We start from the raw sequence: 26,986 nt of genomic DNA on the forward strand, positions 1-26,986 counted from the left end.
GGCGCGGTCAGGCGCAGTCGGGGCGGTCAGGCGCGGAGAACGGCTCCGTGGCGTTCCGTCGCGGCGGCCACGGCTGCGTCGCGGGCGGCGGTGGCCTCCTCGACGGTCAGGGTGCGGTCCGGGGCGCGGAAGCGCAGCGCGTACGCCAGCGACCGCTTGCCCTCCCCCACCTGCTCGCCGGTGAAGACGTCGAACAGGTTGAGGTCCTCCAGCAGGTCCCCGCCACCGCCGCGGAGCGTGTTGGCCACCTCGCCGACCGGCACCGCCTCGTCGACTACCAGCGCCACGTCCAGCAGCACCGGCGGGTACGGCGACGGCGACGGCGCGGGCCGGCGCTCCACCAGCGGGAGCCCGTCGAGCTTGAGCTCCATCGCGCAGGTGCGCTTCGGCAGGCCCAGCGCGTCGATCACCTTCGGGTGCAGCTCACCGGCGTACCCCACCGGCAGGTCGCCGACGAGCAGCTGCGCGCACCGGCCCGGGTGCCACGGCGCCAGCTCGGCGGCCCGCACGGTGAGCGAGACACCCGCCGCCTCGGCGACGATCTCGGCGGCGCGGACGGCGTCGGCCCACGAGGCGGGCTCGCCGGGGCCCCACCAGCCGGCGCGCTCGCGGTTGCCGGCCAGCACGACGGCGATGTGGGTGGGCTGCTGGGGCAGCGCGGCGTGCAGGCTGGCGATCTCGGCCTCACTGGGCCGGCCGGCCACGCCCACGTCAGGCACCGGGACCTGCTGCGCCTTCGGCAGCACGACCTGCCCGATGTGGAACAGCGCGACGTCGCGCATTCCGCGCGAGACATTGCGCACCAGCGTGTCCAGCATGCTCGGCAGCAGCGTGGTGGCCATCTCGCTGCGGTCGGCCTCGAGCGGGTTGAGCAGGGACACAGTCCGGCGACGACTGTCGTCGGGGCCGAGCCCGAACGCGTCCCACACCGACGGCGACACGAACGGGAACGGCAGCACCTCGATGTACCCGGCCTCGGCGAGCGCCCGCGCCACGGTCCGGCGACGGCGCTGCGCGGCGGTGGTCCCGGTGCCGGCCGGCGCGCTGGGCAGCACGGTCGGAATGGACTCGTAGCCCTCGAGCCGCAGCACCTCCTCGACGAGGTCCGCGGGCTCGACGAGGTCCGGCCGCCAGCTCGGCGGGATGACCGTGACCGACGGGGTGCCGTCGTCGGCGGTGACGACGTCGACACCGCAGCCGATCTGGTTCAGCCGGCGCACGGTCACGCCCCGGTCGTAGCGGACGCCGGCCACGCGGTCGGGCAGGCCGATCGCCATCGTCACCGGCGGGAGCTGGCGCGGGGTGCCCTCGTCGGTGCGGCCCGGCTGGATGCTGCCGTCCGCGTGGTCCCGCAGCAGCCGCGCGGCCCGCTCCAGCGCGGCCGGCGGCAGCAGCGGGTCGACGTTGCGCTCGAACCGCTTGGCCGCCTCGCTGGGCAGCTTGTGCCGGCGCACCGCCCGCGCGATCGACGCCGGGTCCCAGATGGCGGCCTCGAGCAGGATGTCCGTGCTGTCCGGCCGCACCTCGGTGCTGGCCCCACCCATGACGCCGGCCAGCGAGATGGGCCCGGACTCGTCGGCCACGACGATGTCGTCCGGGTCGAGCGTGCGCTCCACGTCGTCGAGCGTGGTGAGCTTCTCGCCCTCCTTGGCCCGCCGGACGGTGACGCGCCCCTTCAACGACGGCGTGTCGAACGCGTGCATCGGCTGGCCGGTCTCGAGCATCACGTAGTTGGTGACGTCGACGGTGAGCGAGATCGACCGGATGCCGGCCAGCAGCAACCGCCGGCGCACCCACCACGGCGTCGGCGCGGTGGGGTCGACCCCGGTGATCCGGCGCGCCACGAACCGCTGGCAGCCGTCCGGGTCCTCGATCTCGACCGGGAACGCGTCGCCCTCGGCGGCCGGCACGTCGATGGCCGCCGGGTCGCGGTACTGCACGTCGAGCGCGCAGGCCAGCTCGCGGGCGAGGCCGCGGACGGAGAACGCGTAGCCGCGGTCGGGCGTGATCGACAGCTCGATGACCGACTCGTCGAGCCCCAGCAGCTCCACCGCGTCGTCGCCCGCGCCGGCCTCGCCGCTGGGCAGCACGAGGATGCCGCTGTGGTCGTCGCCGAGCCCGAGCTCGCGGGCCGAGCAGATCATGCCGTCGCTGGTGTGCCCGTAGGTCTGGCGCGCGGAGATGGCGAACCCGCCGGGCAGCATCGCACCCGGCAGCGCGACGACCACCAGGTCGCCCTCGACGAAGTTGGTGGCACCGCAGACGATCCCGCGCACCCGGGGCTCGGTGGACCCCTCGGCGACCTGGTCGGCGTAGTCGTCGGCCTCGGCGACCTCGACCATGCAGTACCGGATCGGCTTCTTGAACTCGGTGAGCTCCTCGATCTCGGCCACCCGGCCGACCACGACCGGGCCGGTGACCTGGCCGAGCGCGGTGACCTCCTCGACCTCGATGCCGACCCGGATGAACGCGTCGGCGAGCTCGTCCGCGGTGAACTTCTCGTCCGTCTCGAGGTGCTCGGTGAGCCAGCTGACGGGAACCCGCACGGGGGTGTTCCTTTCGGTTACTACGAACAGTCAGTGCCGGCGGGGGCGCTCAGAACGCCTCCGTGCCGAACGGCGCGGTGAACCGGGCGTCGCCCTCCACCATGTCCCGCATGTCGGGGATGCCGTTGCGGAACTGCAGGGTCCGCTCGATGCCCATGCCGAACGCGAAGCCGGAGTAGACGTCGGGGTCGATCCCGCAGGCCCGCAGCACGTTGGGGTTGACCATGCCGCAGCCACCCCACTCGACCCAGCCGGGGCCGCCCTTCTTCTCCTCGAACCAGACGTCCGGCTCGGCGGACGGCTCGGTGAACGGGAAGTAGGACGGCCGGAGCCGGATGCGTGCCTTGTCACCGAACATCGCGCGGGCGAACGCGTCGAGCGTGCCCTTCAGGTGCGCCATGGTGAGCCCCTTGTCCACGGCCAGGCCCTCGACCTGGTGGAACACCGGGGTGTGGGTGGAGTCCAGCTCGTCGGTGCGGAACGTGCGGCCGGGGCACACCACGTACACCGGCAGGTCGCGCTCCAGCAGCGCCCGGATCTGCACCGGCGAGGTGTGCGTGCGCAGCACCAGGCCCGAGTCGGCGGGCGCGACGTAGAAGGTGTCCTGCATCGAGCGCGCCGGGTGGTCCTTCTTGAAGTTCAGCGCGTCGAAGTTGAACCACTCGGTCTCGAGCTCGGGCCCCTCGGCGATCTCGTAGCCCATACCGACGAACACGTCGGCGATGCGCTCGGAGATCGTGGTGATCGGGTGCCGCGCGCCACGCGGGATGCGGTCCCACGGCAGCGTGACGTCGACGCCCTCCTCACGCAGGACGCGCTCGTCGCGCTCGGTCTCGAGCTCCGCGCGGCGCTCGTCGAACGCCTCGCGGACGATCTTCTGTGCCTCGTTGACCCGCTTGCCGGCCTCGGAGCGCGCCTTGGGCGGCAGGGCGCCGATCTCGCGGCGGGCCACCAGCAGCGGCGCCTTGTCCCCGAGGTGGTGCGGCTTGGTTGCCGCCAGCGCGTCCAGGTCAGCCGCGGCCGAGAACTCCTTGCGCGCCTGCTCGACGGCGGCCTGCAGCGTCTCCGGCGCGAGGGCCGCGACCTGCTTGGGATCGTAGGAGTCGTTGGCAGCGGACATGATGGGTGGACAGCTCCCGGGAACGGTGGCCAGACGGGTTGCCCGGGGCGGTGCGGCTGTACTTACCCCGAGCACTGTGATCCTAGGTGATCGGATGATCGGCCCTGCACGCAGTTTCTCGTTGCGGTCGAAATGAGCGTGGTCAGCCACGCTGCCGGAAGGCGTGACCGAGATCCGTATCGGCGAAAGCCGGCGCCGCGACGCCGTCGGCGGCGTAGCGGTACAGCGCGGTCTGGTAGATCACCGACAGCGCGGCGACCGTGATCATGACCAGCAGTCCCCACACCACCGCGACGATGACGCAGGCCCACAGCGTGGCGCCGCCGGCGGCCGCACCCAGCGCGACCAGGGCGACGCTCGGCAGGAACAGCAGGAAGCCGAACACGCCGATGCCGGCGTTGCCCAGCACGTTCTCGCCCCAGGTGCCGCGGAACATGGCGGCCGAGCGGCGGACGGCGTCCTTCGTGCCGACGCCCTCGAGCACCAGCACCGGCAGAACCAGGTAGGTGACGAGGTTCCAGGCCATGCCGACGAGCCCGATGACGATGCGGCCGAGGAAGCCCAGCCGCTCCTCGATGGCGCGCAGGATCAGCGACACCGTGGCCGACAGCAGCGCCCACGGCAGGATCCGCAGCCACAGCCGGCCGGCCGTGCGCAGGCCGCCGGCCACGCTCGGGTCGCCGCCGGAGAGCGCGAGGTTGGCCTGCGAGATCAGCGCGGCGTTGAAGAAGATGGCCACGTACGCGGTGACCAGGTAGAACGCGACGAACAACACGTAGCTGCCGGCGGTCGGCTGGTTGGCGTCGTTGAACGTGAACACCGCCGGAGTGAGGAACACGATCGCGACGAGCAGGCTGGCGACCCCGGAGAGCACCGGGAACACCGCGAGCTCCTTGCGCGAGCGCAAGACGTGCCAGGACGCCTTGAACATCCGCCAGGACGTACCGAACCGGCCCATGTGCGCCACCCCCATCGTCGATTGCGCGGGGCAAATGTACCGCGCGACCAGCGGCCGGAGCAGCCGGCTCAGGTGGCTCGCTGGCGCCAGGCGGTGGCGTACAGGCAGACCGCCGCGGCGGTCGCGAGGTTGAGGCTCTCCGCGGCACCGTAAATCGGCACGCGCAGCGCGTCGTCGAGCGTGCCGACCAGGTCGTCGGGCAGGCCATGGGCCTCGCTGCCGAAGACCCAGGCGGTCGGCCGGGCGAGCGCCGCGCCGGAGGACTCGAGGTCGTCGGCCGCGTAGCCGTCGGCGGCGACGAGCCGGAGGCCGGCGGCCCGGCACGCGTCGAGCACGTCCGGGACCGGGGCGCGGGCGACCGGGAGGTGGAAGAGGCTGCCGGTCGACGCGCGGACGCACTTGCCGTTGTGCGGGTCGACGGCGTGCCCGGCGAGCACGACCGCGTCTGCGCCCGCGGCGTCGGCCACCCGGATGACCGTGCCGGCGTTGCCGGGGTCGGACACGCCGACGAGAACGGCGACCAGGCGCGGCGTGCCGGACAGCGCCCGGGACAGCGGGACGTCGACGAGGTCGCAGACCGCGACGACGCCCTGCGGGGTGACGGTCTCGGAGAGCCCCGCGGCGGCACGCTCGGTCACGAGCGACACCGGCACGCCGGCCTCGGCGGCGAGCACCGCGAGGTCGTCGGGGAGGGAGACGGCGAACAGCTCGTGCACGACGCCGCGCCCGGCGGCGGCCCAGCGCAGGGCCTCGCGCACGGCCTGGGCGCCCTCGGCGAGGAAGCGGCCGGCCTTCTGCCGCCCGGCCCGCCGGGTGAGGGCCCGGGCAGCGACGACCCGGGGCGTCCTTTCCGTGAAAGGACCGTCCCCGGGTCGGGTCACCTGCGTGTTCAGGAAGCCTTGCCCTGCGGGTCGGCGTTCTCGCGCGCGACGTCGACCAGCGCGGCGAACGCGTTGGCGTCGTTGACCGCGAGCTCGGCGAGGATCTTGCGGTCCACCTCGATGCCGGCTGCCTTGAGGCCCTGGATGAACCGGTTGTAGGTCATGCCGTTCTGGCGAGCCGCGGCGTTGATCCGGGTGATCCACAGCTGGCGGAAGTCACCCTTGCGGGCCCGGCGGTCCCGGTAGGCGTAGTTGAGCGAGTGGAGCATCTGCTCCTTCGCCTTGCGGTACAGCCGTGAACGCTGACCCCGGTAGCCACTGGCCAGCTCGAGGGTCGTCCGGCGCTTCTTGTGGGCGTTGACCGCCCGCTTGACGCGTGCCACGGTTCAAATCCTGTCGATCTCATGGGTGGCAGCCAGGCCACCCGGTGGTCATGGGAACGGAGTGCGGCTCAGCGGCCGAGCAGCTTCTTGATGCGCTTGACGTCGGCGGCGGCCACCTCGGTGGTGCCGGACAAGCGCCGGGTGAGCTTGCTGGGCTTCTTCTCCAGCCTGTGCCGCAGGCCGGTCTGCTGCCGGCGCAGCTTTCCCTTGCCGGTGATCCGGATCCGCTTCGAGGTGCCGGAGTGGGTCTTGTTCTTGGGCATGTCAATCCTCGCGCTTGTCTACCGGAGCGTCGGTGCGGTCGCTCCAGTGTCCTTGCCGGACGCTCCGGCCGGTCAGTTCGTGTCGGTGCCCGCGCTCGCCTTGGGCCGCGTCTTCTGCGTCTTGTGCGGCGCCAGCACCATGATCATGTTTCGGCCGTCCTGCTTGGGCGCCGCCTCGACGAAGCCGAGTTCGGCGACGTCGTCGGCCAGCCGCTGCAGGAGCCGGAAACCGAGTTCGGGACGAGACTGCTCCCGGCCACGGAACATGATCGTCACCTTGACCTTGTTCCCGTGCTCGAGGAACCGGATGACATGGCCCCTCTTGGTCTCGTAGTCGTGCGTGTCGATCTTCGGGCGGAGCTTCTGCTCCTTGATCACGGTGAGCTGCTGGTTTCGGCGGGACTCCCGCGCCTTCTGCGCACTCTCGTACTTGAACTTGCCGAAGTCCATGAGCTTGCAGACCGGCGGGCGTGCCTGCGGGGCAACCTCCACGAGGTCCAGGTCCGCCTCCTGAGCCAGTCGGAGTGCGTCCTCGATGCGCACTATCCCGACCTGCTCGCCGTTCGGTCCGACCAGTCGGACCTCCGGGACTCGGATGCGGTCATTGATACGTGTATCGGAGCTGATGGGGCCTCCTCGGGCCGATTTCAACGAGCCGTGCCCGGCTCATCCTCTGTCGTCGCGTCACGTCCCGAAGCCCCACAACGGCACGAACCCCGCACACCAAGGGTGCACGGGGCCCGCTTCCAACCGATCCTCGACGAGGGTACGTCGAGACACCGCCACTGACGCCGGACGAGCCGGCACCGATCGCGGCGACCGGAACCCGGACACCTGCGGTGACTCGGGTGGGAGCGGGGCTCCACTTCGCGGCCTCGTTCGCACGAGGCTGGTCGCGTCCTACAGATTAGCAGAACGGTGTAACCGGCTGTTTTATGCCGGGGCTTAAGGCCTGTCTCGTAGATCATCGGGTGAAGTCCTGCGCCGACCACCGGAACCTCAGGGGACCGTGACGGCACCCAGCCACCATCCACCTCGACACCCGCACCATTCGCCGGGACGCAACGCATACTTTCAATCCCGGGTAGGCGGCCTATGCCGGGGCCCACTGGTAGCGCAGCTCGGGCCGGCCCACCTGACCGTACCGCGGCTGCCGCAGGGCCAACCCGTTGTCCGCCAGGTACTCCAGGTACCGCCGGGCGGTCACCCGGGACATGCCCAGCACGTCGCCGGCCGCACCCGCGGACAGCCCGTCGGCCGACTGGCGCAGCACCGCGACCACCGCGTCGAGGGTCGGGCCGCTCATGCCCTTGGGCAGCGCGCTGTCGGTGCCGCGCAACGTGGCGAACAGATGGTCGACGTCGGTCTGGTCGGCGACCGCGGCCCGGTCGACACCGCGCCGGAACCGGCCGTAGCGCTCCAGCTTGTCCCTCAGCGTGGCGAAGGTGAACGGCTTGAGCAGGTACTGCGCGACCCCGGTCGACACGGCCGCCCGCACGACCGTGAGGTCGCGCGCCGAGGTCACCATGATCACGTCGACGAGGTGCCCGGCGGCGCGCAGGTTCCGGCACAGCTCCAGCCCGGTGCCGTCGGGCAGGTACTGGTCCAGCAGGAGGAGGTCGACCTCGGGCCGCAGCGCGCGCTGGGCCTCCGCGGCGGAGTGCACGACACCCGCGACCGCGAAGCCGGGCACCCGCTCCACGTAGAGCCGGTGCGCCTCGGCGGTGAGCGGATCGTCCTCGACCACCAGGACGTTGATCACTGTATCCATGGTTCGCTCCGCTCGGTCACGAACGGGCCTCCGTCATCACGCGGCCGGTGGGCAGCCGGACCGTGAACACGGCGCCGCCGCCCGGGCCGTCGCCGACCTCGATCGTGCCGTGGTTGCGGCGGACCGCCTGCCACACGAGTGCCAGGCCGAGCCCGTGGCCGGGGTCGGGCTTGGTCGACCAGCCGCGGTGGAAGGCGTCCGGCACGTATTCGGCGGCCAGGCCCGAGCCGGTGTCGGCCACCCGCAGCACCAGGTCTCCCGTCTCGGTCCGGGCGGTGACGAACACCCGCGGCGCGGTGGCCGAGCCGGCGAGCGCCGCGTCGATCGCGTTGTCGATGAGGTTGCCGAGGATCGTGACGATGTCGCGGGCGGTGGCCGCCTCGCCGCCGAGCACCGCGTCGTCGATCTCGGTCTCCGGGGTGATCACGAGCTCCGCGCCGCGCTCGTTGGCCTCGGCCGCCTTGCCGAGCAGCAGCGCGGCGAGCACCGGCTCGGACACGGCGTCGACGACCCGGTCGGTGAGCTGCTGGGCCAGCGCCAGCTCCGCGGTGGCGAACTCGACGGCCTCGGCGGCGCGGCCGAGCTCGACCAGCGACACCACGGTGTGCAGCCGGTTCGCGGCCTCGTGTGCCTGCGAGCGCAGCGACTCGGTGAACCCGCGCGCCGACTTGAGCTCGCCGGTCAGCTCCTGCAGGTCGGTGTGGTCGCGCAGGGTCACGACGGTGCCGTGGGTGCGGTCGCCGGAGCGGACCGGCGCGGAGTTGACCACGAGCACCCGGCGTTCGGTCAGCTGGATCTCGTCGCGGGTGACCCGCCCCGGCGCCAGGCTCTCGACCATGGCCGGCGGCAGGCCGAGCTCGGCGACCGGCCGGCCCTCGACGTCGCCGGTGAGGTCGAGCAGCTCGCGGGCGCCGTCGTTGCACAGCGTCACCCGGCCGCCCTGGTCGACCAGCAGCAGGCCCTCGCGGACGGTGTGCAGGATCGCCTCGTGGTACTCGATCCGCCGGCCGAGCTCGGCCGGCCCGAGCCCGTGGGTCTGCCGGGCCAGCCGGCGGCTCACCAGGTACGTGCAGGCCATGCCGCCCGCCAGCACGGCGAGCGCGATGATCCCCATCGGCACGACGCGGTCGCGCACCTGGCCGGCGATGGCGTGCAGCGTGATGCCGACGCTCACCAGCGCGACGATCCTGTGCTCCGGGCCGAACACCGGCACGACCGCGCGCACCGACGGGCCGAGGGTGCCGGTGTAGGTCTCGGTGAACGTCCGGCCGGCCAGCGCCTCCGCGGTGTGGCCGAGGAACTGCCCGCCGATCAGCTCCGGGTTCGGATGGGTGAAGCGCTTGCCGGCCGGGTCCATGATCGTGACGAAGTCGACGCCGGTGTCGTGCCGGACGCGCTCGGCGAAGGGCTGCAGCCGCGCGCTGGGGTCGGGCGTTCCGACGGCGTCGACGACGATCGGCGAGTCCGCGATCGTGCGGGCGATCGACACGACCTCGTCCCGGGTGGAGTCCTCGGCGCGGTCGGCGACGTCGAAGTAGGTCAGCACGGCGCCGACGATCACGAGCAGACCGACGATGGTCACCTGCAGCACCAGCAGCTGCCCCGCCAGGCTCCACCGTCCCAGGCGACCGCCCTGTCTCATGGGCATAGTGTGACCCGAGGCACAACATGAGCGGCATTCGGACCAGCTGCGGTGAACGAAATGAACACAAGCGTGACCCAGGTCATAGCGTTCCGGACAATCTGACCACGTTTCGCACAGCTGTCGTCACCGCCGGCCGCAGCCGGTGCCGCGAGGAGGCCCCCGTGTCCGACACCGCTCCGCCGCCCACCCGCCGCCGGGATCGCACCCATCTCCTGTACATCGCGGTCATCGTCGCAGTCGCGCTCGGCATCCTCGTCGGCCTGGTCTGGCCCGAGGTGGGCAAGGACCTGAAGCCGCTGGGCACGGGCTTCGTCAACCTCATCAAGATGATGATCAGTCCCATCATCTTCTGCACGATCGTGCTCGGTGTCGGCTCGGTCGCCAAGGCGGCCAAGGTCGGCCGGGTCGGCACGCTGGCCATCGGTTACTTCCTGGTCATGTCGACGGTCGCGCTGATCATCGGTCTGATCGTCGGCAACATCCTCCACCCCGGCGACGGGCTGCAGCTCACCGACACCCTCCGGGCCGAGGGGCAGGGGAAGGTCGAGGCGAGCAAGACCACCGCCGAGTTCCTGCTCGGCATCATCCCGACGACGCTCGTGTCGGCGTTCACCTCGGGTGACGTGCTGCAGACGTTGCTGGTGGCGCTGCTGACCGGGTTCGCGCTACAGGCGTTGCGCGGCAGGGGCGAGCCGATCCTGCGCGGCGTCGGGCACATCCAGCGGCTGGTGTTCCGCATCCTCGCGATGATCATGTGGGCGGCGCCGATCGGTGCGTTCGGCGCGATCGCCGCGGTGGTCGGCGAGACCGGGGTCGACGCGCTCAAGAGCCTCGCGATCCTCATGGTCGGCTTCTACATCACGTGTCTCCTGTTCGTGTTCGGCGTGCTCAGCGTGCTGCTGTGGACCATCGCGCGCCTCAACATCATGTCGCTGTTCCGCTACCTGGGCCGCGAGTTCCTGCTGATCCTGTCGACGTCGTCGTCGGAGGTGGCGCTGCCACGGCTGATCGCGAAGATGGAGCACCTCGGGGTGAGCAAGCCGGTCGTCGGCATCACCGTGCCCACCGGCTACTCGTTCAACCTCGACGGCACGGCGATCTACCTGACGATGGCGACGCTGTTCATCGCCGAGGCCATGAACGCGCCGCTGACCTTCGGCGAGCAGATTTCGCTGCTGCTGTTCATGATCATCGCGTCGAAGGGCGCGGCCGGGGTCACCGGCGCGGGGCTCGCCACGCTCGCCGGCGGCCTGTCCACGCACCGCCCGGAGCTCGTCGACGGCGTCGGGCTGATCGTCGGCATCGACCGGTTCATGTCCGAGGCGCGGGCGCTGACGAACTTCGCCGGCAACTCGGTCGCGACCGTCCTGGTGGGCACGTGGACCAAGGAGTTCGACCGCGCGAAGGCCAACCGGGTGCTGTCCGGCGAGGACCCGTTCGACGAGGCGACCATGCTCGACGACGACCACGGGCCTGCCGAGCCGGCCGACACCGCGGCGGCCACGGCCTCGGCCGACGTCGTCGCGCCGGCCGACGGCTCCGCCAGGCGGACGTGACTCAGGTCCGGGTGCGGCGGCGGTGGCCGCGCCCGGGATGCCAGGACTCGATGACGAGATGGTCGGCCGGCTCGCCGAGGTAGGTCAGCGCGACCTCGGTGACGTCGATCCGGAAGAAGCCGGCGCCCACATGCGGGGTGTCCGGCGGTGCCGGGACCTCGACGAGCCGGCCGGCGATCTTGGCGTCACCGGGCCAGCTGCCGTCCTCCGGTGGCTCGAGGGTGGGGCTGTGCACGGCGATCCGGTTGTCGCGCCGGACGTCGCGCAGCTTCATCGAGCCGCCCATCATGCCGAGCGTCACGTCGGTGTCGGTGAACTCGAGCTCCGAGGCGCTGATCCGGGGCGACCCGTCGGCCCGCAGCGTGGCGATCGTCTTGTTCGTGCCCGCCGCGAACACCGCCCGCACGCGCCCGGCGAACTCCGGCGCGTCCTTCTCGATCTCCTGCCAGGTGGCCATTCACCCTCCCTTTCCGAACGACGGTTCGGATACTACGCCGAGTTTCCGATCCATGGTTCAATAATCCCGTGGGACGCCCGCGCAAGATCTCCGACGCCGAGCTGATGGCCGCCTGCGGCCGGGCGATCGGCCGGCACGGGCCGGGGTTCACCCTGGCCCACGTGGCGGCCGAGGCGGGCATCGCGGTGGGCACGGTGTCCGGCCGCTTCGGCTCGAAGCACGGCCTCCTGCTCGCGATGATGACCGAGGCCGCGACCGGCGTGGCCGAACGGATGCGGGCCGCGGCGGACCGGCACCGGGACCCGGTCGCCGCGATCGTGGCGGCCGTCGTGGCGACCGCCGAGGGCGTGGCCGACCCGGCCACGACGAGCAACCACCTGGCACAGCTGGGGATCGACATGAGCGACCCGGCCCTGCGCGCCGGCTTGGCCGGCCTCCGGTCCAGCGTCCGCGACGTGCTCCGGTCCCTGCTGGCGGCCGCCGACCTCCCCGCCGCTCCCCCACCACCCCGCGCGGCGCGCATCGTGGCCGCGCTCGCCCACGGCACCCAGCTGGACTGGGCCCTGGCCCCGACCGGCAAGCTGCCCGACCGGCTACGCGCCGACGTCCGGGCCGTGCTGGACTCCTGGCGCGAGATACCCGCGTAGCCCACGCTGGCCGCGGCGCATCATCAGCGCGTGGTTGACCTGGAACAGCGGCCGCGCGATGGGCGCGAACGTCCGCAGCAGGGGTTTGTTGACCACGACCCGCTGGTCGATGGCCAGCCGGGCCCCGACGGCGTGATCGCCGACGACGCCGAGGCAGTACCCCTCGAGGTCCCCGGTCAGGTCGACGCGCAGCCGCCCGGCGCCCGCGTCCTGCTCGGCCCGGCGCACCCGGAACGTGAGCGCGTAAGGAAGTGTGGAGCGGCAGACCAGCTCGGCCGTGTCGTCGTCGAGCCGGCGAACGGACCGGACGTCGGGCCACCAGACGGGCCAGCTCATGAGGTCGACGAGCGCGCCGAAGACCCGGGAGGTGGCCGCGGAGACCGACCAGACGTTGCGGAACCAGTAGTCGTTGAGCGACACACTCCCGAGTATGCCGGGGCCGGTGCACCGGATCCCCCGACGAACGCACCAACCTCCCTTGACGAAGCACTAAAGTGCCGATCATGGCGACGTGGACGGTGGCCGACCTCCCCGACCAGACCGGCCGCACGGCCGTGGTCACGGGCGCGAACAGCGGCTTGGGCCTGGAGACCGCACGAGAGCTGGCCAGGGCGGGTGCGCGGGTGATCCTGGCGTGCCGGGACGTGACCCGGGGCAAGCAGGCCGCGGAGACCATGCCGGACACGGTCGAGGTACGGGCCCTGGACCTGGCCGAGCTGTCGTCCATCCGCACGTTCGCGACGTCGATGACCGAGGACGTGGACCTGCTCGTCAACAACGCCGGCGTGATGGCCGTCCCCCACCGCCGCACCGCGGACGGCTTCGAAATGCAGTTCGGGACGAACCACCTGGGCCACTTCGCGTTGACGGGCTTGCTACTGCCCCGCCTGCGCGACCGAGTGGTGACGGTGTCGAGCGTCATGCACATGCTGGGCCGGGTCAATCTGGACGACCTCAACTGGGAGCACCGCCGCTACCTGAGGTGGCCGGCCTACGCCCAGTCGAAGCTGGCGAACCTGCTGTTCACGCTGGAGCTCACGAACCGCCTGAAAGCAGCGGGCTCGACGGTGACGGCCTACTCGGCCCACCCCGGCTACGCGTCGACGAACCTCATGTCCCACACGGAGTCGGTGTTGGACCACGTGATGTCCCTGGGAAACCGCCTGCTGGCCCAAAGCGCGGCAATGGGAGCGTTGCCAACCCTCTACGCGGCAACCGCGGACATCCCACCCGGCAGCTTCACCGGCCCAGGAGGCTTCATGGGCCAAAAAGGCTATCCAAAGGTAGTGGGCTCCATCAGAGCAGCAAGAAACCCACGAACAGCAAAAGCCCTGTGGGAACGATCCGAAACCCTCACGAACGTGCACTACGACTTGTAGGAACGCACCTCACCCCCACCCGGCCGGGACGTCAGCCGAGAACGTGGCGCAGGAACTGGCCGGTGTAACTCTCCGACACCTCGACGATGTCCTCAGGCGTCCCCTCAGCGATCACCAGCCCACCCCCGGAGCCACCCTCCGGACCCATGTCCACGATCCAGTCCGAGGTCTTGATGACGTCGAGGTTGTGCTCGATGACGATGACCGTGTTGCCCTTGTCCACCAGCCCGTTGACGACGTCGATCAGCTTGCGGATGTCCTCGAAGTGCAAGCCGGTGGTCGGCTCGTCCAGGACGTAGACCGTCTGGCCGGTGGACCGCTTCTGCAGCTCGGACGCCAGCTTGACCCGCTGCGCCTCCCCACCGGACAGCGTCGGCGCGGGCTGCCCGAGCCGCACGTACCCGAGCCCGACGTCGACCAGCGTCTTGAGGTGCCGGTGGATGGCCTTGATGGGCTCGAAGAACCCCTCGGCCTCCTCTATCGGCATGTCCAGCACCTCGGCGACGGTCTTGCCCTTGTAGTGCACCTCCAGGGTCTCCCGGTTGTACCGGGCCCCCTTGCACACCTCGCACGGGACGTAGACGTCCGGCAGGAAGTTCATCTCGATCTTGATGGTGCCGTCGCCCGCGCACGCCTCGCAGCGGCCGCCCTTGACGTTGAACGAGAACCGCCCTGGCTGGTAGCCGCGGACCTTGGCCTCGGTGGTGGCCGCGAACAGCTTGCGGACGTGGTCGAACACGCCGGTGTAGGTGGCCGCGTTGGACCGCGGCGTGCGGCCGATGGCTGACTGGTCGACCCGGACGAGCTTGTCGACCTGCTCGAGCCCGCGCACCCGCGTGTGCCGGCCCGGCACCTGGCGCGCGCCGTTGAGCTTGTTGGCCAGCACGGTGGCCAGGATGTCGTTGACCAGCGTCGACTTGCCGGACCCGGACACACCGGTGACCGAGACCAGGCAGCCGAGCGGGAACGACACGTCGATGCCGCGCAGGTTGTGCTCGCGCGCGCCGACCACGGTGAGCTGACGCTTGCGGTCGGCGGGCCGGCGCATGGCCGGCACCGGGATCTGCATCCGGCCGGAGAGGTAGGCCCCGGTGAGCGACTCCTTGTTCTTGAGCAGCTTCTGGAACGATCCGCTGTGGACGATGTTGCCGCCGTGCTCGCCCGCGCCCGGGCCGATGTCGACCACCCAGTCGGACTGGCGGATGGTGTCCTCGTCGTGCTCGACGACGATGAGCGTGTTGCCCAGGTTGCGCAGCCGGGTGAGCGTCTCGATGAGCCGGTGGTTGTCGCGCTGGTGGAGCCCGATGGACGGCTCGTCGAGCACGTAGAGCACGCCGACCAGCCCGGACCCGATCTGGGTGGCGAGCCGGATGCGCTGCGCCTCGCCGCCGGACAGGGTGCCCGACGCGCGGTCGAGCGAGAGGTAGTCGAGGCCGACGTCGAGCAGGAACCGCAGCCGGGCCTGGATCTCCTTGAGGACCGCGCCGGCGATGATGGTCTCGCGACGGCCGAGCGTGAGCCCGTCGAGGAACGCCGAGCACTCGGCGATGGACAGCGCGGACACCTCGGCGATGGACCGCGCGCCGTGCTTCTTGTGCTCGAGGGTGACCGCGAGGATCTCGGGCTTGAGGCGGGTGCCCTGACACGCCGGGCACGGCACCTCCCGCATGTAGCCCTCGTACTTCTCCCGCATGTACTCGGACTCGGTCTGCTCCTGGCGCCGCTCGAGGAACGGGATGACGCCCTCGTAGTTGGCGTAGTACGAGCGCTCGCGGCCGTAGCGGTTGCGGTAGCGGACGTGGACCTGCTCGTCGATGCCGTGCAACACGGCCTTCTGCGCCTTGGCCGGCAGCTTGCGCCACGGCAGGTCCACCCGGAAGCCGACCGTCTCGGCCAGCGAGCCCAGCAGCCGGGTGAAGTACTCGGCGGTCTGCCCGCCGGCCCACGGCGCGATGGCCCCGTCCTCGAGGCTGAGCTCGTCGTCCGGGACGACCAGCTCGGGGTCGACCTCCTGCCGGATGCCGATGCCGGTGCAGACCGGGCAGGCGCCGTACGGGGAGTTGAACGAGAACGACCGCGGCTCGAGGTCCTCGATGGCCAGCGGGTGGCCGTTGGGGCAGGCCAGGTTCTCGGAGAAGCCGCGGATGCGCGCCGGGTCGTTCTCGGGCAGGTCGACGAACTCCAGCTCGACCAGGCCGTCGGCCAGGCGCAGCGCGGTCTCGACCGAGTCGGTGAGCCGGCGCTTGGACGACGCCTTGACCGAGAGCCGGTCGATGACGACCGCGATGTCGTGCTTCTCCTGCTTCTTGAGCTTGGGCGGGTCGGTGAGCGGGTGGACCGTGCCGTCGATCATCGCCCGCGAGTAGCCCTGGGACTGCAGCGAGGAGAACAGGTCGATGTACTCGCCCTTGCGGCCGCGGATGACCGGCGCGAGGACCTGGAAGCGGAGGCCGTCCTCCATGGCCATGACCTGGTCGACGATCTGCTGCGGGGTCTGCTTGCTGATGGGCTCGCCGCAGCGCGGGCAGTGCGGCTTGCCGGCGCGGGCGAACAGCAGGCGCAGGTAGTCGTAGACCTCGGTGATGGTGCCGACGGTGGACCGCGGGTTGCGGCTGGTGGACTTCTGGTCGATGGAGACCGCGGGCGAGAGGCCCTCGATGAAGTCGACGTCGGGCTTGTCCATCTGGCCGAGGAACTGCCTGGCGTAGGCCGACAGCGACTCGACGTACCGGCGCTGGCCTTCGGCGAAGATCGTGTCGAAGGCAAGGCTCGACTTGCCGGAACCCGAGAGGCCGGTGAACACGATCATGCTGTTGCGGGGCAGGTCGAGATCCACGCCGCGCAGGTTGTGCTCCCTGGCGCCGCGAACAACGAGGCGGTCAGCCACTGAAGTCCCTTCGAAGTTGCTCTTGGACCGGTCGTGCGCAGGTCAGGCGGTGTCCACCGGCCAGTCCACACGGCCGCGCCCATGCTAGGACGGGGCACCGACAATTTCTGCGGCGGACGTCCGGAGCTGGGCGGCTACCCCAGGTGGGCGATGCTCACCTACGCTGGTGAGACCAGGTCTGGTGCAAACCCATTCTGAACTACCGACTCGCGGGGATGGCGGTATGACTGGCTCCAGCATCTCATCGGAAGCGTCCGTCCGACACGACGGCGTACCCGAACAGCGTCGAGCGAACGAGCTGTCGGCGGCGGCCGAGGCCAGGCGGTGCCTCGCCGACGTGCGGGCGGTCACCGAGAGACTGGGGCAGGCCGTCGGGAAGCTCGACGACGAACGGATGCACCAACCGAGCCGATTGCCGGGGTGGTCACGCGCTCATGTGGTGAGCCACATCGCGCGCAATGCCGACGGGTTCGTGAACCTGCTCATGTGGGCCCGAACCGGCGTCGAACATCCAATGTACCTGAGCACAGCCGACCGCGACGCCGCCATCGAGGAGGGCGCGGACCGGCTCGCCCAGGTCGTGCAGGAGGACCTGCGCGCGGCCAGCGACCGGTTCGCCGCCGCCAGCGACCGGCTGTCGGACTCGCAGTGGGCGGCCACGGTCGCCGGGCGCGCGTCGATGGTCTTCCCGGCGGCCAACATCCCGTCGATGCGCCTGTTCGAGCTGTGGGTGCACATGGTCGACCTCGACGTCTCGGTCGGGTTCGCGGACATTCCGGACGAGCAGGTCGAGGGCCTGCTCGCCACCGCGGTGTCCCGGCTCGTCGGCCGGCCGGACGGGCCGTCGGTGCACCTGCGGGTCACGCTGCCCGACGGTGCGGAGCGGGTGTGGGACCTCGTCGGCGGGGCCGACGGGGACGTGCACCAGGTGTCCGGTGAGGCCGCGCAGGTGATCGCGTGGCTCACCGGGCGCGGCGACGGCGCCGAGCTCGACGGGGACGTGCCGGTGCTACCCGCGTGGGGTTAGGTCGATGCCGGTGAAGGTGGCCGCGAAGCCCTTGCCGGTGGGCGACGCGGCCATCACGCCGGCGGTCGCCGTCCGGTCCGGCGGCAGGTAGGCCAGCCGCAGCATGGTCGCCGGTTCCGCGCCGTCGAGGCCGTAGCTGATGGTGACGGTGTCGCCGGTGCGCTCGGCCTTGATCGTGACCGCGCGCGGGCTGTCCACGGGCACCACCGACCAGTCGGAGAACTCCCTGGTCACGACGGCGGAGATCTGCTGGCGGCCGTCGACGAGCTCGATGCCGCTCTTGATCCAGTTCCGCTCGTCGACCCGGATCGCGATGCCCGCCTGGTCGTACTGCTCGCGGTAGTCGCCCTCGAAGGTGGCAGTGAGCTCCCAGTCGCCGTCGACGTCCGTGCCGAGGATGTGCCCGGTGTCGCGGACGAAGCCGTAGTGGGTGGTGCGCCAGAAGTCGGTGTCGGGGTCCGTGGTGATCACGAGGGTGTCGCCCTCGGCGGTCCACGTGGTGGGTTCGTTCAGCCAGCGCCAGCCCGTGATCATGTCGGCCATGCTGTCAGCGCGGCGCCGGGGCGCGCTAGGGTCGCGGCCGTGGATGTTGTCGAGGACTACAGCGGTCACGTCGAGCCCGGCGGCCCGGCGGCCCGGCGCACGTTGGACGCGCTGACCATCACCAAGATCTCGGTCGGGCCGATGGACAACAACGCGTACCTGCTGGTCTGCCGGGCCACCCAGGAGGCCCTGCTGATCGACGCCGCGAACGACCCGGAGCGCCTGTCGGACCTCATCGGCCACGACGACAACCGCCCGACGCTGCGCACCATCGTGACGACGCACCAGCACCGGGACCACTGGGCCGCGCTGGGGGCCGTCGCCGGCGCGTACGGCGCGAACACCATCGCCCACGCCCTGGACGCCGACCCGCTCCCCGTGCCCCCCGACCGCTTCGTGGACCACGGCGACACCGTCTCGGTGGGCGACTGCGCCCTCGAGGTGATCCACCTGCGCGGCCACACCCCAGGCTCGGTGGCCCTCCTGTACCGCGATCCGACCGGCCACCCCCACCTCTTCACGGGCGACTCGCTCTTTCCGGGCGGCGTCGGGAAGACATCGTCCCCGGCCGACTTCACCTCGTTGGTCAACGACGTGACGTCGCGGATCTTCGACAAGCTGCCGGACGACACCTGGTTCTACCCAGGCCACGGCGACGACTCCACGCTCGGCGCGGAACGGCCGCGCCTTGACGAGTGGCGCGAACGCGGCTGGTAGGACGGTGTCGGCCGATCGGTTCAGCGACTGGACCGGAGATCGGCGATGAGTTCGGGGAGCACGAGTTCTTCCTGGACGTGAATGCCGTGCTGTTCGAGAGCGGGGCGCAGGTTCGGGTCCCAGGTCGCGTCGGCTGGGCGGCCGGTCAGTGCGCCGCCGGTCACCGAGGTGAGCGCTGATCGGTAGGCCGGTGCGTCGAATCGCCATGGTTGCCAGGCGAAGCGCTCGCGCAGCGCGTTGGCGATGCGGATGCCGCCCCAGTCGAAGTCGCCGTGGTAGGCGAGGTGAGCGCCGTCGGCGACCAGCAGCGTGAGCAGGCGGAGCGCCGCCGCGGACGGGTGGCCGCTCAGGCACACCAGGGGCGGGCAGTCGGGGCCCAGCTCGTCGGCGGCGCTGGCAACCACGATCGGGTTCTCGCACACCCGCACCAGGGCGTCGCCCGCACCGAGAGCGGGCCGGTCACGACCGAGTTGGCGCAACGTCAGCACACACGGCTCCCCGACCTCGCGGGCCAGCGCGGCCATCCTGCCGACGGTGGTCGCGGTTCCGCCGGGCAACCCCGTGCACAGCACCGACGAGGACAGCTCGTCGCGGTGCACTCCCACCGCCGCCCAGGCCGCACGGCGTTCGAAGGCCGAACCGTCGCCGGCCGGGGCCGCGCCGGCCAGCGCGCGAACCGCGCCGAGTGACAGTGTGGACAGCGGCCTGCCGTCGTCCAGCGCGTGCGCGTCACCCGTGGCCGCCGCGGCGAGGCGACCCAGGGCGAGGCCGGTCGACGGCACTGCGTCCAACACCCGCACCAGCGCTTCCACGAGCGCCGTCGCGTCGACGGGGGTCGCCGCCACCCTGCGGAGCATGCCGGTCGTGTCCAGCCAGGTGCGCCAGGTCGTCAGCTCGGGACGCCGCTCGACGAGTTCGTCCAGCGGTGCGCACGCCGCCGACCACGCTTCGGCCTCCGCGGCCTCCATCGCCACTCGGTCGGACACGTTGCCGAACAGGGTGTGAGCCGCCGCCGTCAGCCCGTCCGGGGCGGCGCCACTGGACCGCAGTACCGCGTCGACCTCGTCCAGTGACACCGTCAGCGACGTGCCGGCGCCGGCACGGCGGCCCAGCAGCCGCTCCATCGCGCGTCGCTGCTCCAGGCCGGCTTCGGCGAGTGTCACCGTTCCCGTCACCGGCTTGCCCAGCTCCAGCCGGCGGCGTACCCGGTCGAGCAGCCAGGCGGTGTGCTCACCACCCAGCAACCTGTGCAACCGGGACTCGTCCATCACTCGAACAGCGCGTCGGCGAGATCGTCGGTCGGGGTGGCCGGCAGGTAGGACGCCGGGCGGTCGAGTCGGAGCCGCTCGCGGCCGTCCCACCGCCACGGGGTGACCAGTACCGCGTCGATCCCGTCGCGGCGGGTGAGCTGCGCGATGGCCAGGCCGGGCACCTGTGGGTAGCAGCCCCACTCGCGCTCGCTGGTCATCACCACGTCCAGGTCGAAGGCGGCCAGCAGGCCCAGACACTTCGCGCGGGAGTCGTCGTCCACGCCCGCGAACGCCTCGTCCAGCGCGATCAGGCGCGGCGCGTGCGGGTTGCCGGCCGACGTGTAGAACGACGACGCCGCGGCGAACAGCGGCACCGACGCGGCCAGCACCCGCTCACCGCCCGAGGCAGGGCCGGTCGCCGGGCGCCACTGGCCGTCCTGGTAGCGCTGGATGGTGAACTCGTGCCAGCCGCGATAGTCCAGTGCCCTGGTCAGCTGCTCCACCCAGCCGCTCGAGGTGTCCTCGGCGTGCTCCCGGTTGATCTGCTCCTGCAGGAAGGCGCCGACCGCCGCGCGGTCCTCGGCGCTCCAGGCGTCCGCGGTCTGGCGCAGCAGCCGGTCGCGCACCCTGCTCAGCCCTTCCGGCGCGGTGCGTGCCGTCCGCCATTGCAGGCGCAGCCGCATGCCGGTCGAGGTCGGGCGGTCCGCCAGGTCCGCGTTGATCGCCGTCACCTGGCTCTCCGCGCCGGTGATCAACTCCTGGAGCGTGCCCGCCACCTCGTTCACCAGGTGGTTCTCCAGGATCTCCCGCTCCTTGGCGGACAGCAGCGTGGCCCGGTGCTCCGTCTCGACGTCGAGCCCCGCGACCAGCGTGGGGATGTCCCGGTTGCGGCCCTGGAACAGCACGTCCACCACGATGATGCCGTCGCGGACCGTCATGCCGACCGAGTGCCCGTGCCGGGACAGCGCGTCGGTGAGCAGCTTGTGCTCGGCCGACACGCGCTGCTGCACCAGTTCCCACGGCCGGTCGGCGTCGTCGACCGGGTCCAGCGCGGCGTTGACGGCCCTGGCCGCGGCGACGGCCGGGGTCGGCGCCCAGTCCGTCGCCGGGTCGGGCACCGCCACGTCCGGCAGCACGGTGTGCAGCAACCCGGTGGCGACGAAGGCACGCAACGCGCCGACGGCGTGGTCGCGTTCGGCGGCCGCGAGATCGATCGACTCCCGCAGCGTTTCCTTCCTGCCCTCGGCCTTGCCGCGTTCGTCGCGGGCCCGGTCCGCGGCCTTGCGGGCGTTTCGCTCGTGCTCGTCGCGCGTGTTCAGCTCGGTGTCGACGGCGGCCAGTTTCCGGTACAGCTCGTCCACTCCGGCGCCGGCCGTCTCGACCAGCACCCGGTGGCGTTCGGCCGCCGCCTCCGCCTCCTCGCGCGCCCGGTCGGCGGCAATGATGTTCTGCGCCAACGCCTCCGCCGCGGAGGTCAGCTCCTGTTCAGCCTGTGTCACGTCCCTGCGTGCCCGGTCGGCGGCCCGCGCCGCCGGCCACAACCCGGCCAGCGCCACCCGGTAGTCCCCGACCGCGCCGCGCACCGCCGCCAGCGCCTGGTCATCCGAGGGCAGCCCGACGTCACCGGCGAACTCGGCCACCTCGGCCCGCGCCGCGTGGGCCGCCTTCTCCCGTTCGACCGTGACGGCCGCCGCCTCGGCCAGTGCCGTGTCGACCCGGCGTTTGGTCTCGTGCTCGCCCGCGAGCTTGACGTGCGCCTCCAGCAGCTCGGCGTCCGACGGCCGGGCGCGCTGCTCGGCGACCAGTGCTTCGGCCCGGTCGGCCAGGCCGGCGGCGATCTCGGCCAGTCCGGCGAGCCGGTTCCCGATGCCGGCCAACTCCTCCTCGAGCTGGGCGAGCCGGGCCCGGCGCGCGGCCTCCCGCGCTCCCTCGCCGATGTATGAGGCGACAGGCTTGTGCCAGGAGCCGGTGAGCGGGCCGTTGACGAACCGGCCGTCGACGTCGATCCAGGCGCCGACCCACGTGGACGAGCCGGGACCGAGGCCGATCGAGGCCAGCACCGAGCCGACCGCGTCATCGGTGAGCACGGCGGCCAGCGGGTCGTCCCGGTCGACGGCCGGGGCCAGCACCGCGGTCAGGCCGCCGCCGGGAACGGGATCGCCCGAACCGACGATGACGTCATCCCGCACGGCGTCGCGCAGCTCGCCGTCCGGAGTCACCCAGGCGTCGAGGATCCCGGCCGCCTCCAGGGCCGCTTCGATGCCCGCCCGATGGTCGTCGGGCACGCCCGCGGTGAAGTCCACGACCTTCCACAGCGGCGCGCCGGCTCGCCCGTTCCTGGTCCGCTCGTCGCGGGTGTACGGCTGCGGCGGGACATCGTGGCCACCCTCCCGCAGCCGGCTGATCTCCTCCTCGGTCGCCGCGTGCTCGCGTTCGGCCTCGGCCCGCCGCGCGTCCACCTCCGCCTGCTGGCGGCTCAGCTCGGCGGTCGCCTTCCGGGCCGCGTCGTCCACCGCCGACGCGGCGGGGTTCGGGCCGGTCGGCGTTTCGGTCCACGCGTCCAGCGCGGCGAGCACGTCCTCCGGCTCGGCCACCCGCACGTGATCGGCCCCTGTGACGTAGCGGGTGTAGGCCGCGAGCAGGGCGGCCGCGCGGTCGGTCACGAACTCGCCGGCCGAGGCGATCCGATCGGCGGCGGCGTGCTGCTCGCCGGTGATCCGGTCGACGTCCGCACGGGCGGCACGCAGCGCGGTGTCCGCGGCTCGAGCCTTGCCGAGCAGCACCTCCAACCGGGACAGCGCCGAGACCTGCCGTTCGATCAGCGCGTCGCCCGTCCGGCTGGCGCCCGCGAACGGCGGTGCCTCCGCGTCCAGCTCGGCCAGCATCGCCTCGTGTCCCGCGGCCAGCAGGGCCGCGGCCGCGGCGTCAGCAGCGGCAACCTTGGCGGCACGGAAGGCCACGCCCTCGGCCTCGGCATCTGCCCGGGCCTGGACCAGCTGCGCTTCCCGGCGCCCGGCCGTCTCCTGCGCCGAGCGCCGGTCGGCTTCCCTGCCCACGGCGAACTTTCCGAGCCGGTCGGCGTCCTGGCCGGCCGTCTTCAACGCCTCGGCGTCGCGCATCTCGGGACTCTGCTGCAACGCGGTTCGCCGGGCCTCCAGCGCGATCTTGACCGCGGCCAGCTCCTCGAGCTGTTCCTCGGCGGCTTCAAGCGCCTCATGTGCCGCCCCATGCGCGGTCTCGGCATCGCCCAGCTCACGACCGAGCTGCTCATAGCGGCTGTGCGCCTGTCGCACGGGTGTGGCGCACCGCTTGGCCGCGATGCCGGCGTAGCGGCGGTAGTGGGTGAGGAACGCGTCGGCGGCCGACTTCGCCTCGGCCAGCCCGCGCAGCGCCTCCCGCTCCTCGTCCAGTCCGCGGAATGCCTCGGCGACCGTGGTGACCAGCGCGGGATCCAGCGGCGGCAGCGCCTCGGTCAACGCGCGGGACAGCAACCTCTCGTCCGGCTTCTTGGACAGTTGCGGCTGGCGCAGCTGGATCAGCAGGTTGACCAGAGCCTCGTACCGGTGCGTGCCCAACCCGAACAGCGCCTCGTCCACGGCCCGGCGGTAGTCCGACGCGGTGTCGTACACCGTGCCGTGCCCGTCCACGGCGTCGCGCAGCTTCTCCCTGGTCAGGGCGACCTGGGTCGGGCTCAGCAAGGACAGGTCACGACCGATTCGCTGGCTGGTGACGAAGAACCAGTGCCGGGCGATGCCGCGCCCCGACACGGCTTTGAGTCCCGCGCCGATCGTCCGGTACTCGGCCGTGCCATCGGCAAGCAACCGGCCGAACTCCAGCCAGGCGTAGCCCAGCCGCTCCGGATGGGGATGCTTGCCGCCGAGCAGCAGGTTCCACTCCATGCGCTTGTTGCGGTCGCCGTCCGGCTCGACCCGGTGCGCGGCGAGCTCACCGTCCAGCAGGAACGGCAGCGTCAGCGCGAGCACCTTCGACTTCCCGGTGCCGTTGTTGCCACGCAGCAACAGCCGGCCGTCGTGGAAGTGGAACTCCTCGGCGTCGTAGTAGAACAGGTCGACCAGCCCTGCCCGCAACGGCTGCCAGCGCGCACGATGTGGCGTAGGACCGATCACTTGGGGTGCGCCTTCCTCGTCGAACGGTCCGCCGGCCCGGTGCGGATGGTCGGCGCCTGCACGGCATAACGCGCGATCGCCGGCCGGGCGATCACCGCGGGCGGCTCGCCGGGGACGTCGGCGACGAGTCGCAGAGCACGCAGCTTGTCCAGCGCGACGGCGAGCAGCTCCGCGTCGGCGCCCGGCTCGGTGACCCCGCGCCGCCAATAGGTCTCGTGTTCCCTGGCCATGACCCGGACATGGGTGCGCAGCCGGTCCAGCGCGACCGGCTCGCCGTTCCGTGCCCGGCGCGCCAGGTACTCGGCGACCAGCAGGGTCACGTGCCCGTCGGTGCGCTGTTCCGGCATGCGCACGTCGGTCAGCTCGTCGTCCGGGTCGACCATCGCGATGCCCTCGGCCCGCATCTCCGCGACCAGGCCGGTGGCCTGCTCGATCCGCCGGGTGATCGCGTGCCGCTGGCCGACCAGATAGCCACGCTCGTCGTCGGTGAGCTCGTCGTAGTAGACGACCGGATCGTCCAGCAGGCGGCGGGTCACCCGGTGCCGGAGCGCCCGGTTGCGCAGGTCGTCGGTGTCGGGCACGGGCTCGCTGGTCAGTTCGGCGAGACGATCCACGTGCCCGGACTTCTCGACCGTCGACGGGCCGCGGCCACCGGTGAGCAGTACCGCCAGCACCCGGCGGCGCACGTCGTACAGGACGTCGCCGGTGGCCGTCAGATAGGCGTCCTCGTCCCCGGCGACCCGCTCGAGCACGCCGAGGCCGAGCAGCAGGCGGACCACCGCGACCAGGTCCGAGCGCTGGTCCCGGCGGCTCAGGGTGAACTCGATGCCGGCCTCGGCCAGTTCGGGCTCGCCCGCCGCGACCAGCACTCCTTCGGCGAGCCGGCCGAGGGTGATCTGCGCGTCGGCCCGCTCCAGCACCGACAGCGCCAGGCATGCCAGCACGTAACGACGGCGGCCGAACGCCGGCCGGCCCTTGCCGTCCCGCGCGGGATGGGTGCCGTCGTCACCGTTGCCGGCCGTTTTGAACAACCGCGCGGAGTCCGTGTCCACCACCAGCCGCCAGCCGGTCTCGGCGGCCAGCCATTCGCGGAGGTCGGCGACATGGCGGCGGACGAGTCGCAACGTCTCGTCGTCCGCGCCCGCGGTCAGCAGCGGCTTGGCCAGCAACGCACGCAGCGCCGTGCGGCGCTGCGCCGCGTTCTCGCCGGTGACCGCGGTGGTCACGCCGCTCCGGCGCGGCTGCGGGCCGCCGTCAGGTCGACGATCTCGACGAGGTGCTGCGGACCGCGCAGTTCCCCCTCTTCGGTCGGGATCACCACGGTGCCGCCATCGGGAACCAGCGAAAGCCGGATCTCCATCGTGCCGTCGCCGGTGGTGGTGCGTACCTCCGTGTCGCCGGGCGACCGGGCGGAGAGCGCGTCGCCGAGCAGGCCGAGGAACAACCGGAACGCCCTGGTGTCCAACGTGCCCAGCGCGGAGAGCAGCACCGGCCCGCCGGTGCGGAGCCGCTCGCGGGCCGCGCCGGTCTCGGCGGCCTCGCGGGCGGCCTGGGCGGCCAGCAACTGGCGCTGGCCGGCGCGGTCGGCCACCCGGTTGGGCCGGCCACGCCGCTCGTAGGAGCCTGTCTTGCGCAGCTGCGGGCTGATCCGCACCGGCGGCGCCTCCCGCCACGGGGTGTTCGGCGACGGCCGTTCCTGGTCCCACTCGGCGATGGTGTCGGGGGTGACGGTCAGATGCCGGGCGGGCGTGAGGCCGAACGCCGCCCGCCACAGCGCGTGTGCCGCCGCGTCGTCCGGCGCCTCGGCGAACCACAGGGCCAGGGTGCGGAAGTCGGCCGACCGGTCCGAGCGGCCGGACCGGCGCTCGTTGAACGCGGCCACCGTGTCGATGAGCTGGGTGATGGCGGTGACCGCCGCGCCACGCAGCAGCCGGGCCTGCGACGGGTGGCGCGAGTCGGCGGAGACGAACCAGTCCCGCAGGCCGCGCCAGCGGTTGCGCCAGTCGTTCAGCGATCCGGCGACGGCCTCTTCGTAGGCGTCGGCCGCCTCTTCCTGGCCGGTAGGCAGGTCGGGCACCGCGTCGGCGGCCTCACGACGAGCGGCGACGAGGAGCAACCGCTCCACGCCGGCCGACTCGATACGGACGAGCACGGTGGCGATCTCGGCCCCTCGGTTGGCCAGGTCGGCGATGAAGCGGTTGATGTAGTCGATGAGCCGCTGCTTGTAGGCGACGAACGCGTCGACGTCGCCATCGGCGAAGTCGATCACCCGGCGCAGCGAGGCCATGAACGCCTGGGCGTTGTCGGCCAGCCCGGCGAACCGCTCGGCCAGCCCGAGCAGCAGCAGGTGCACCTTCGCGGGGTCGGGATCGCCGGCCATCTCGGCCAGCGCGCGCAACTGGGCGGCGATGTCGGCCAGCGCGACGGACTGCAGCGAGCCACGCCGGCCGATGGCCTCCTCGTAGACCGCGATCGCCTGCTCGGCAGCCTGCCCGGCCCCGGTCAGCTGGTACAGGTAGCGAGCGCGGTGGAAGTCCTCGACGCTCGTCACCCGGCTGGTGTCCGGGTCGGCCCGGAGGTTGCCCCACTCCACGAGCTTGTCGAGCGCGGCGACCACCTCGTCGGTCTCGCCAGGGCGGCCGAGATCGGCGATGACGTCCTCGGGGCGCATGTGCACGATGAACCGGTCCCTGGCCCGCGCGAAGGTCATCAGCACGTCGCGGTACATCGGCGCGTTCGGTGCGCTCAGGTGCGCGAACGGCTGCCGGGGCAGGGTTTCGACGTCAGCTTCCGGGTTCCGCTGGTCCCTGGTCACGGGCCCCATTGTGG

At 71.9% G+C, this 26,986-nt stretch carries 22 protein-coding genes; 5 read left to right on the plus strand and 17 right to left on the minus strand.

What is annotated here, in order from left to right; genetic code table 11:
• Positions 1–26: 26 nt before the first annotated feature.
• The 9 genes from pheT to VGD70_RS20260 all read right to left on the minus strand — a co-directional run bounded on the left by pheT (position 27) and on the right by VGD70_RS20260 (position 9,570).
• Positions 27–2,546, minus strand: a complete 2,520-nt coding sequence (pheT, locus tag VGD70_RS20220; protein WP_331083565.1) for a phenylalanine--tRNA ligase subunit beta — start codon at positions 2,544–2,546, stop codon at positions 27–29.
• A gap of 49 nt (positions 2,547–2,595) precedes the next feature.
• A complete protein-coding gene (pheS, locus tag VGD70_RS20225; protein WP_331083567.1) occupies positions 2,596–3,666 on the minus strand; it encodes a phenylalanine--tRNA ligase subunit alpha in 1,071 nt (356 codons plus the stop codon).
• A 142-nt stretch (positions 3,667–3,808) separates the two neighbouring features.
• Complete coding sequence (locus VGD70_RS20230; protein WP_331083569.1) at positions 3,809–4,624, minus strand: DUF6159 family protein; 816 nt, start codon at positions 4,622–4,624, stop codon at positions 3,809–3,811.
• Positions 4,625–4,692: 68 nt separating this feature from the next.
• Positions 4,693–5,505, minus strand: coding sequence for a TrmH family RNA methyltransferase (locus tag VGD70_RS20235; protein WP_414638005.1), 813 nt, complete (start codon positions 5,503–5,505; stop codon positions 4,693–4,695).
• Between the two features lie 8 nt (positions 5,506–5,513).
• Positions 5,514–5,888: a 50S ribosomal protein L20 gene (gene rplT, locus VGD70_RS20240; protein ID WP_331083571.1), complete on the minus strand. Its 375-nt coding sequence runs from the start codon at positions 5,886–5,888 to the stop codon at positions 5,514–5,516.
• 68 nt (positions 5,889–5,956) lie between these two features.
• On the minus strand, positions 5,957–6,151 hold the full coding sequence (gene rpmI / locus VGD70_RS20245; protein WP_331083574.1) for a 50S ribosomal protein L35: 195 nt from the start codon (positions 6,149–6,151) through the stop codon (positions 5,957–5,959).
• A 72-nt stretch (positions 6,152–6,223) separates the two neighbouring features.
• Entirely contained in the window at positions 6,224–6,802 is a 579-nt protein-coding gene (gene infC, locus VGD70_RS20250) for a translation initiation factor IF-3 (protein ID WP_331083576.1), read from the minus strand.
• Positions 6,803–7,244: 442 nt separating this feature from the next.
• Positions 7,245–7,913, minus strand: a complete 669-nt coding sequence (locus tag VGD70_RS20255; RefSeq protein WP_331083623.1) for a response regulator — start codon at positions 7,911–7,913, stop codon at positions 7,245–7,247.
• Between the two features lie 25 nt (positions 7,914–7,938).
• Positions 7,939–9,570: a sensor histidine kinase gene (locus VGD70_RS20260; protein WP_414638006.1), complete on the minus strand. Its 1,632-nt coding sequence runs from the start codon at positions 9,568–9,570 to the stop codon at positions 7,939–7,941.
• 158 nt (positions 9,571–9,728) lie between these two features.
• On the opposite strand from VGD70_RS20260, the gene VGD70_RS20265 reads away from it, so the two are divergent.
• Positions 9,729–11,123, plus strand: coding sequence for a cation:dicarboxylate symporter family transporter (locus VGD70_RS20265; protein WP_331083580.1), 1,395 nt, complete (start codon positions 9,729–9,731; stop codon positions 11,121–11,123).
• A 1-nt stretch (position 11,124) separates the two neighbouring features.
• Here VGD70_RS20265 and VGD70_RS20270 read toward each other — a convergent pair whose 3' ends face one another.
• Positions 11,125–11,580 (minus strand): pyridoxamine 5-phosphate oxidase, encoded by a 456-nt coding sequence (locus VGD70_RS20270; protein WP_331083582.1) that lies wholly within the window; start codon positions 11,578–11,580, stop codon positions 11,125–11,127.
• A gap of 68 nt (positions 11,581–11,648) precedes the next feature.
• Between VGD70_RS20270 and VGD70_RS20275 the strand changes: the two genes are divergently transcribed.
• Positions 11,649–12,227 carry a TetR/AcrR family transcriptional regulator gene (locus VGD70_RS20275; protein WP_331083584.1) on the plus strand — a complete coding sequence of 193 codons (579 nt, stop codon included), beginning with the start codon at positions 11,649–11,651 and terminating at the stop codon, positions 12,225–12,227.
• Here VGD70_RS20275 and VGD70_RS20280 read toward each other — a convergent pair.
• Positions 12,174–12,647, minus strand: coding sequence for a polyketide cyclase (locus tag VGD70_RS20280; RefSeq protein ID WP_331083586.1), 474 nt, complete (start codon positions 12,645–12,647; stop codon positions 12,174–12,176). The genes VGD70_RS20275 and VGD70_RS20280 overlap by 54 nt on opposite strands.
• A gap of 83 nt (positions 12,648–12,730) precedes the next feature.
• Here VGD70_RS20280 and VGD70_RS20285 point away from each other — a divergent pair, with 83 nt between their 5' ends.
• A complete protein-coding gene (locus VGD70_RS20285; RefSeq protein ID WP_331083588.1) occupies positions 12,731–13,606 on the plus strand; it encodes an oxidoreductase in 876 nt (291 codons plus the stop codon).
• A gap of 31 nt (positions 13,607–13,637) precedes the next feature.
• Here VGD70_RS20285 and uvrA read toward each other — a convergent pair whose 3' ends face one another.
• Positions 13,638–16,493 carry an excinuclease ABC subunit UvrA gene (uvrA, locus tag VGD70_RS20290; RefSeq protein ID WP_331083590.1) on the minus strand — a complete coding sequence of 952 codons (2,856 nt, stop codon included), beginning with the start codon at positions 16,491–16,493 and terminating at the stop codon, positions 13,638–13,640.
• A 223-nt stretch (positions 16,494–16,716) separates the two neighbouring features.
• Here uvrA and VGD70_RS20295 point away from each other — a divergent pair, with 223 nt between their 5' ends.
• Positions 16,717–17,520 (plus strand): maleylpyruvate isomerase family mycothiol-dependent enzyme, encoded by an 804-nt coding sequence (locus VGD70_RS20295; protein WP_331083592.1) that lies wholly within the window; start codon positions 16,717–16,719, stop codon positions 17,518–17,520.
• Here the strand turns inward: VGD70_RS20295 and VGD70_RS20300 are convergent.
• Entirely contained in the window at positions 17,503–18,063 is a 561-nt protein-coding gene (locus VGD70_RS20300) for a DUF1349 domain-containing protein (protein WP_331083594.1), read from the minus strand. The genes VGD70_RS20295 and VGD70_RS20300 overlap by 18 nt on opposite strands.
• Before the next feature lie 39 nt (positions 18,064–18,102).
• On the opposite strand from VGD70_RS20300, the gene VGD70_RS20305 reads away from it, so the two are divergent.
• Complete coding sequence (locus VGD70_RS20305; RefSeq protein ID WP_331083596.1) at positions 18,103–18,780, plus strand: MBL fold metallo-hydrolase; 678 nt, start codon at positions 18,103–18,105, stop codon at positions 18,778–18,780.
• A 20-nt stretch (positions 18,781–18,800) separates the two neighbouring features.
• Here VGD70_RS20305 and VGD70_RS20310 read toward each other — a convergent pair whose 3' ends face one another.
• From VGD70_RS20310 to VGD70_RS20325, 4 genes are read right to left on the minus strand one after another with little or no spacing between them, the layout of a single operon-like run.
• Complete coding sequence (locus VGD70_RS20310; RefSeq protein WP_331083598.1) at positions 18,801–20,033, minus strand: TIGR02679 family protein; 1,233 nt, start codon at positions 20,031–20,033, stop codon at positions 18,801–18,803.
• A 14-nt stretch (positions 20,034–20,047) separates the two neighbouring features.
• Complete coding sequence (locus tag VGD70_RS20315; RefSeq protein WP_331083600.1) at positions 20,048–24,157, minus strand: TIGR02680 family protein; 4,110 nt, start codon at positions 24,155–24,157, stop codon at positions 20,048–20,050.
• Positions 24,154–25,383 (minus strand): TIGR02678 family protein, encoded by a 1,230-nt coding sequence (locus VGD70_RS20320; RefSeq protein ID WP_331083602.1) that lies wholly within the window; start codon positions 25,381–25,383, stop codon positions 24,154–24,156. Before VGD70_RS20320 ends, VGD70_RS20315 begins: the two co-directional genes overlap by 4 nt.
• Positions 25,380–26,972 carry a TIGR02677 family protein gene (locus VGD70_RS20325; RefSeq protein WP_331083604.1) on the minus strand — a complete coding sequence of 531 codons (1,593 nt, stop codon included), beginning with the start codon at positions 26,970–26,972 and terminating at the stop codon, positions 25,380–25,382. The genes VGD70_RS20320 and VGD70_RS20325 overlap by 4 nt, the downstream gene beginning before the upstream one ends.
• Positions 26,973–26,986: the final 14 nt, after the last annotated feature.

The organism is Actinophytocola sp. (genome assembly GCF_036402745.1).
Lineage (GTDB): Bacteria > Actinomycetota > Actinomycetes > Mycobacteriales > Pseudonocardiaceae > Actinophytocola.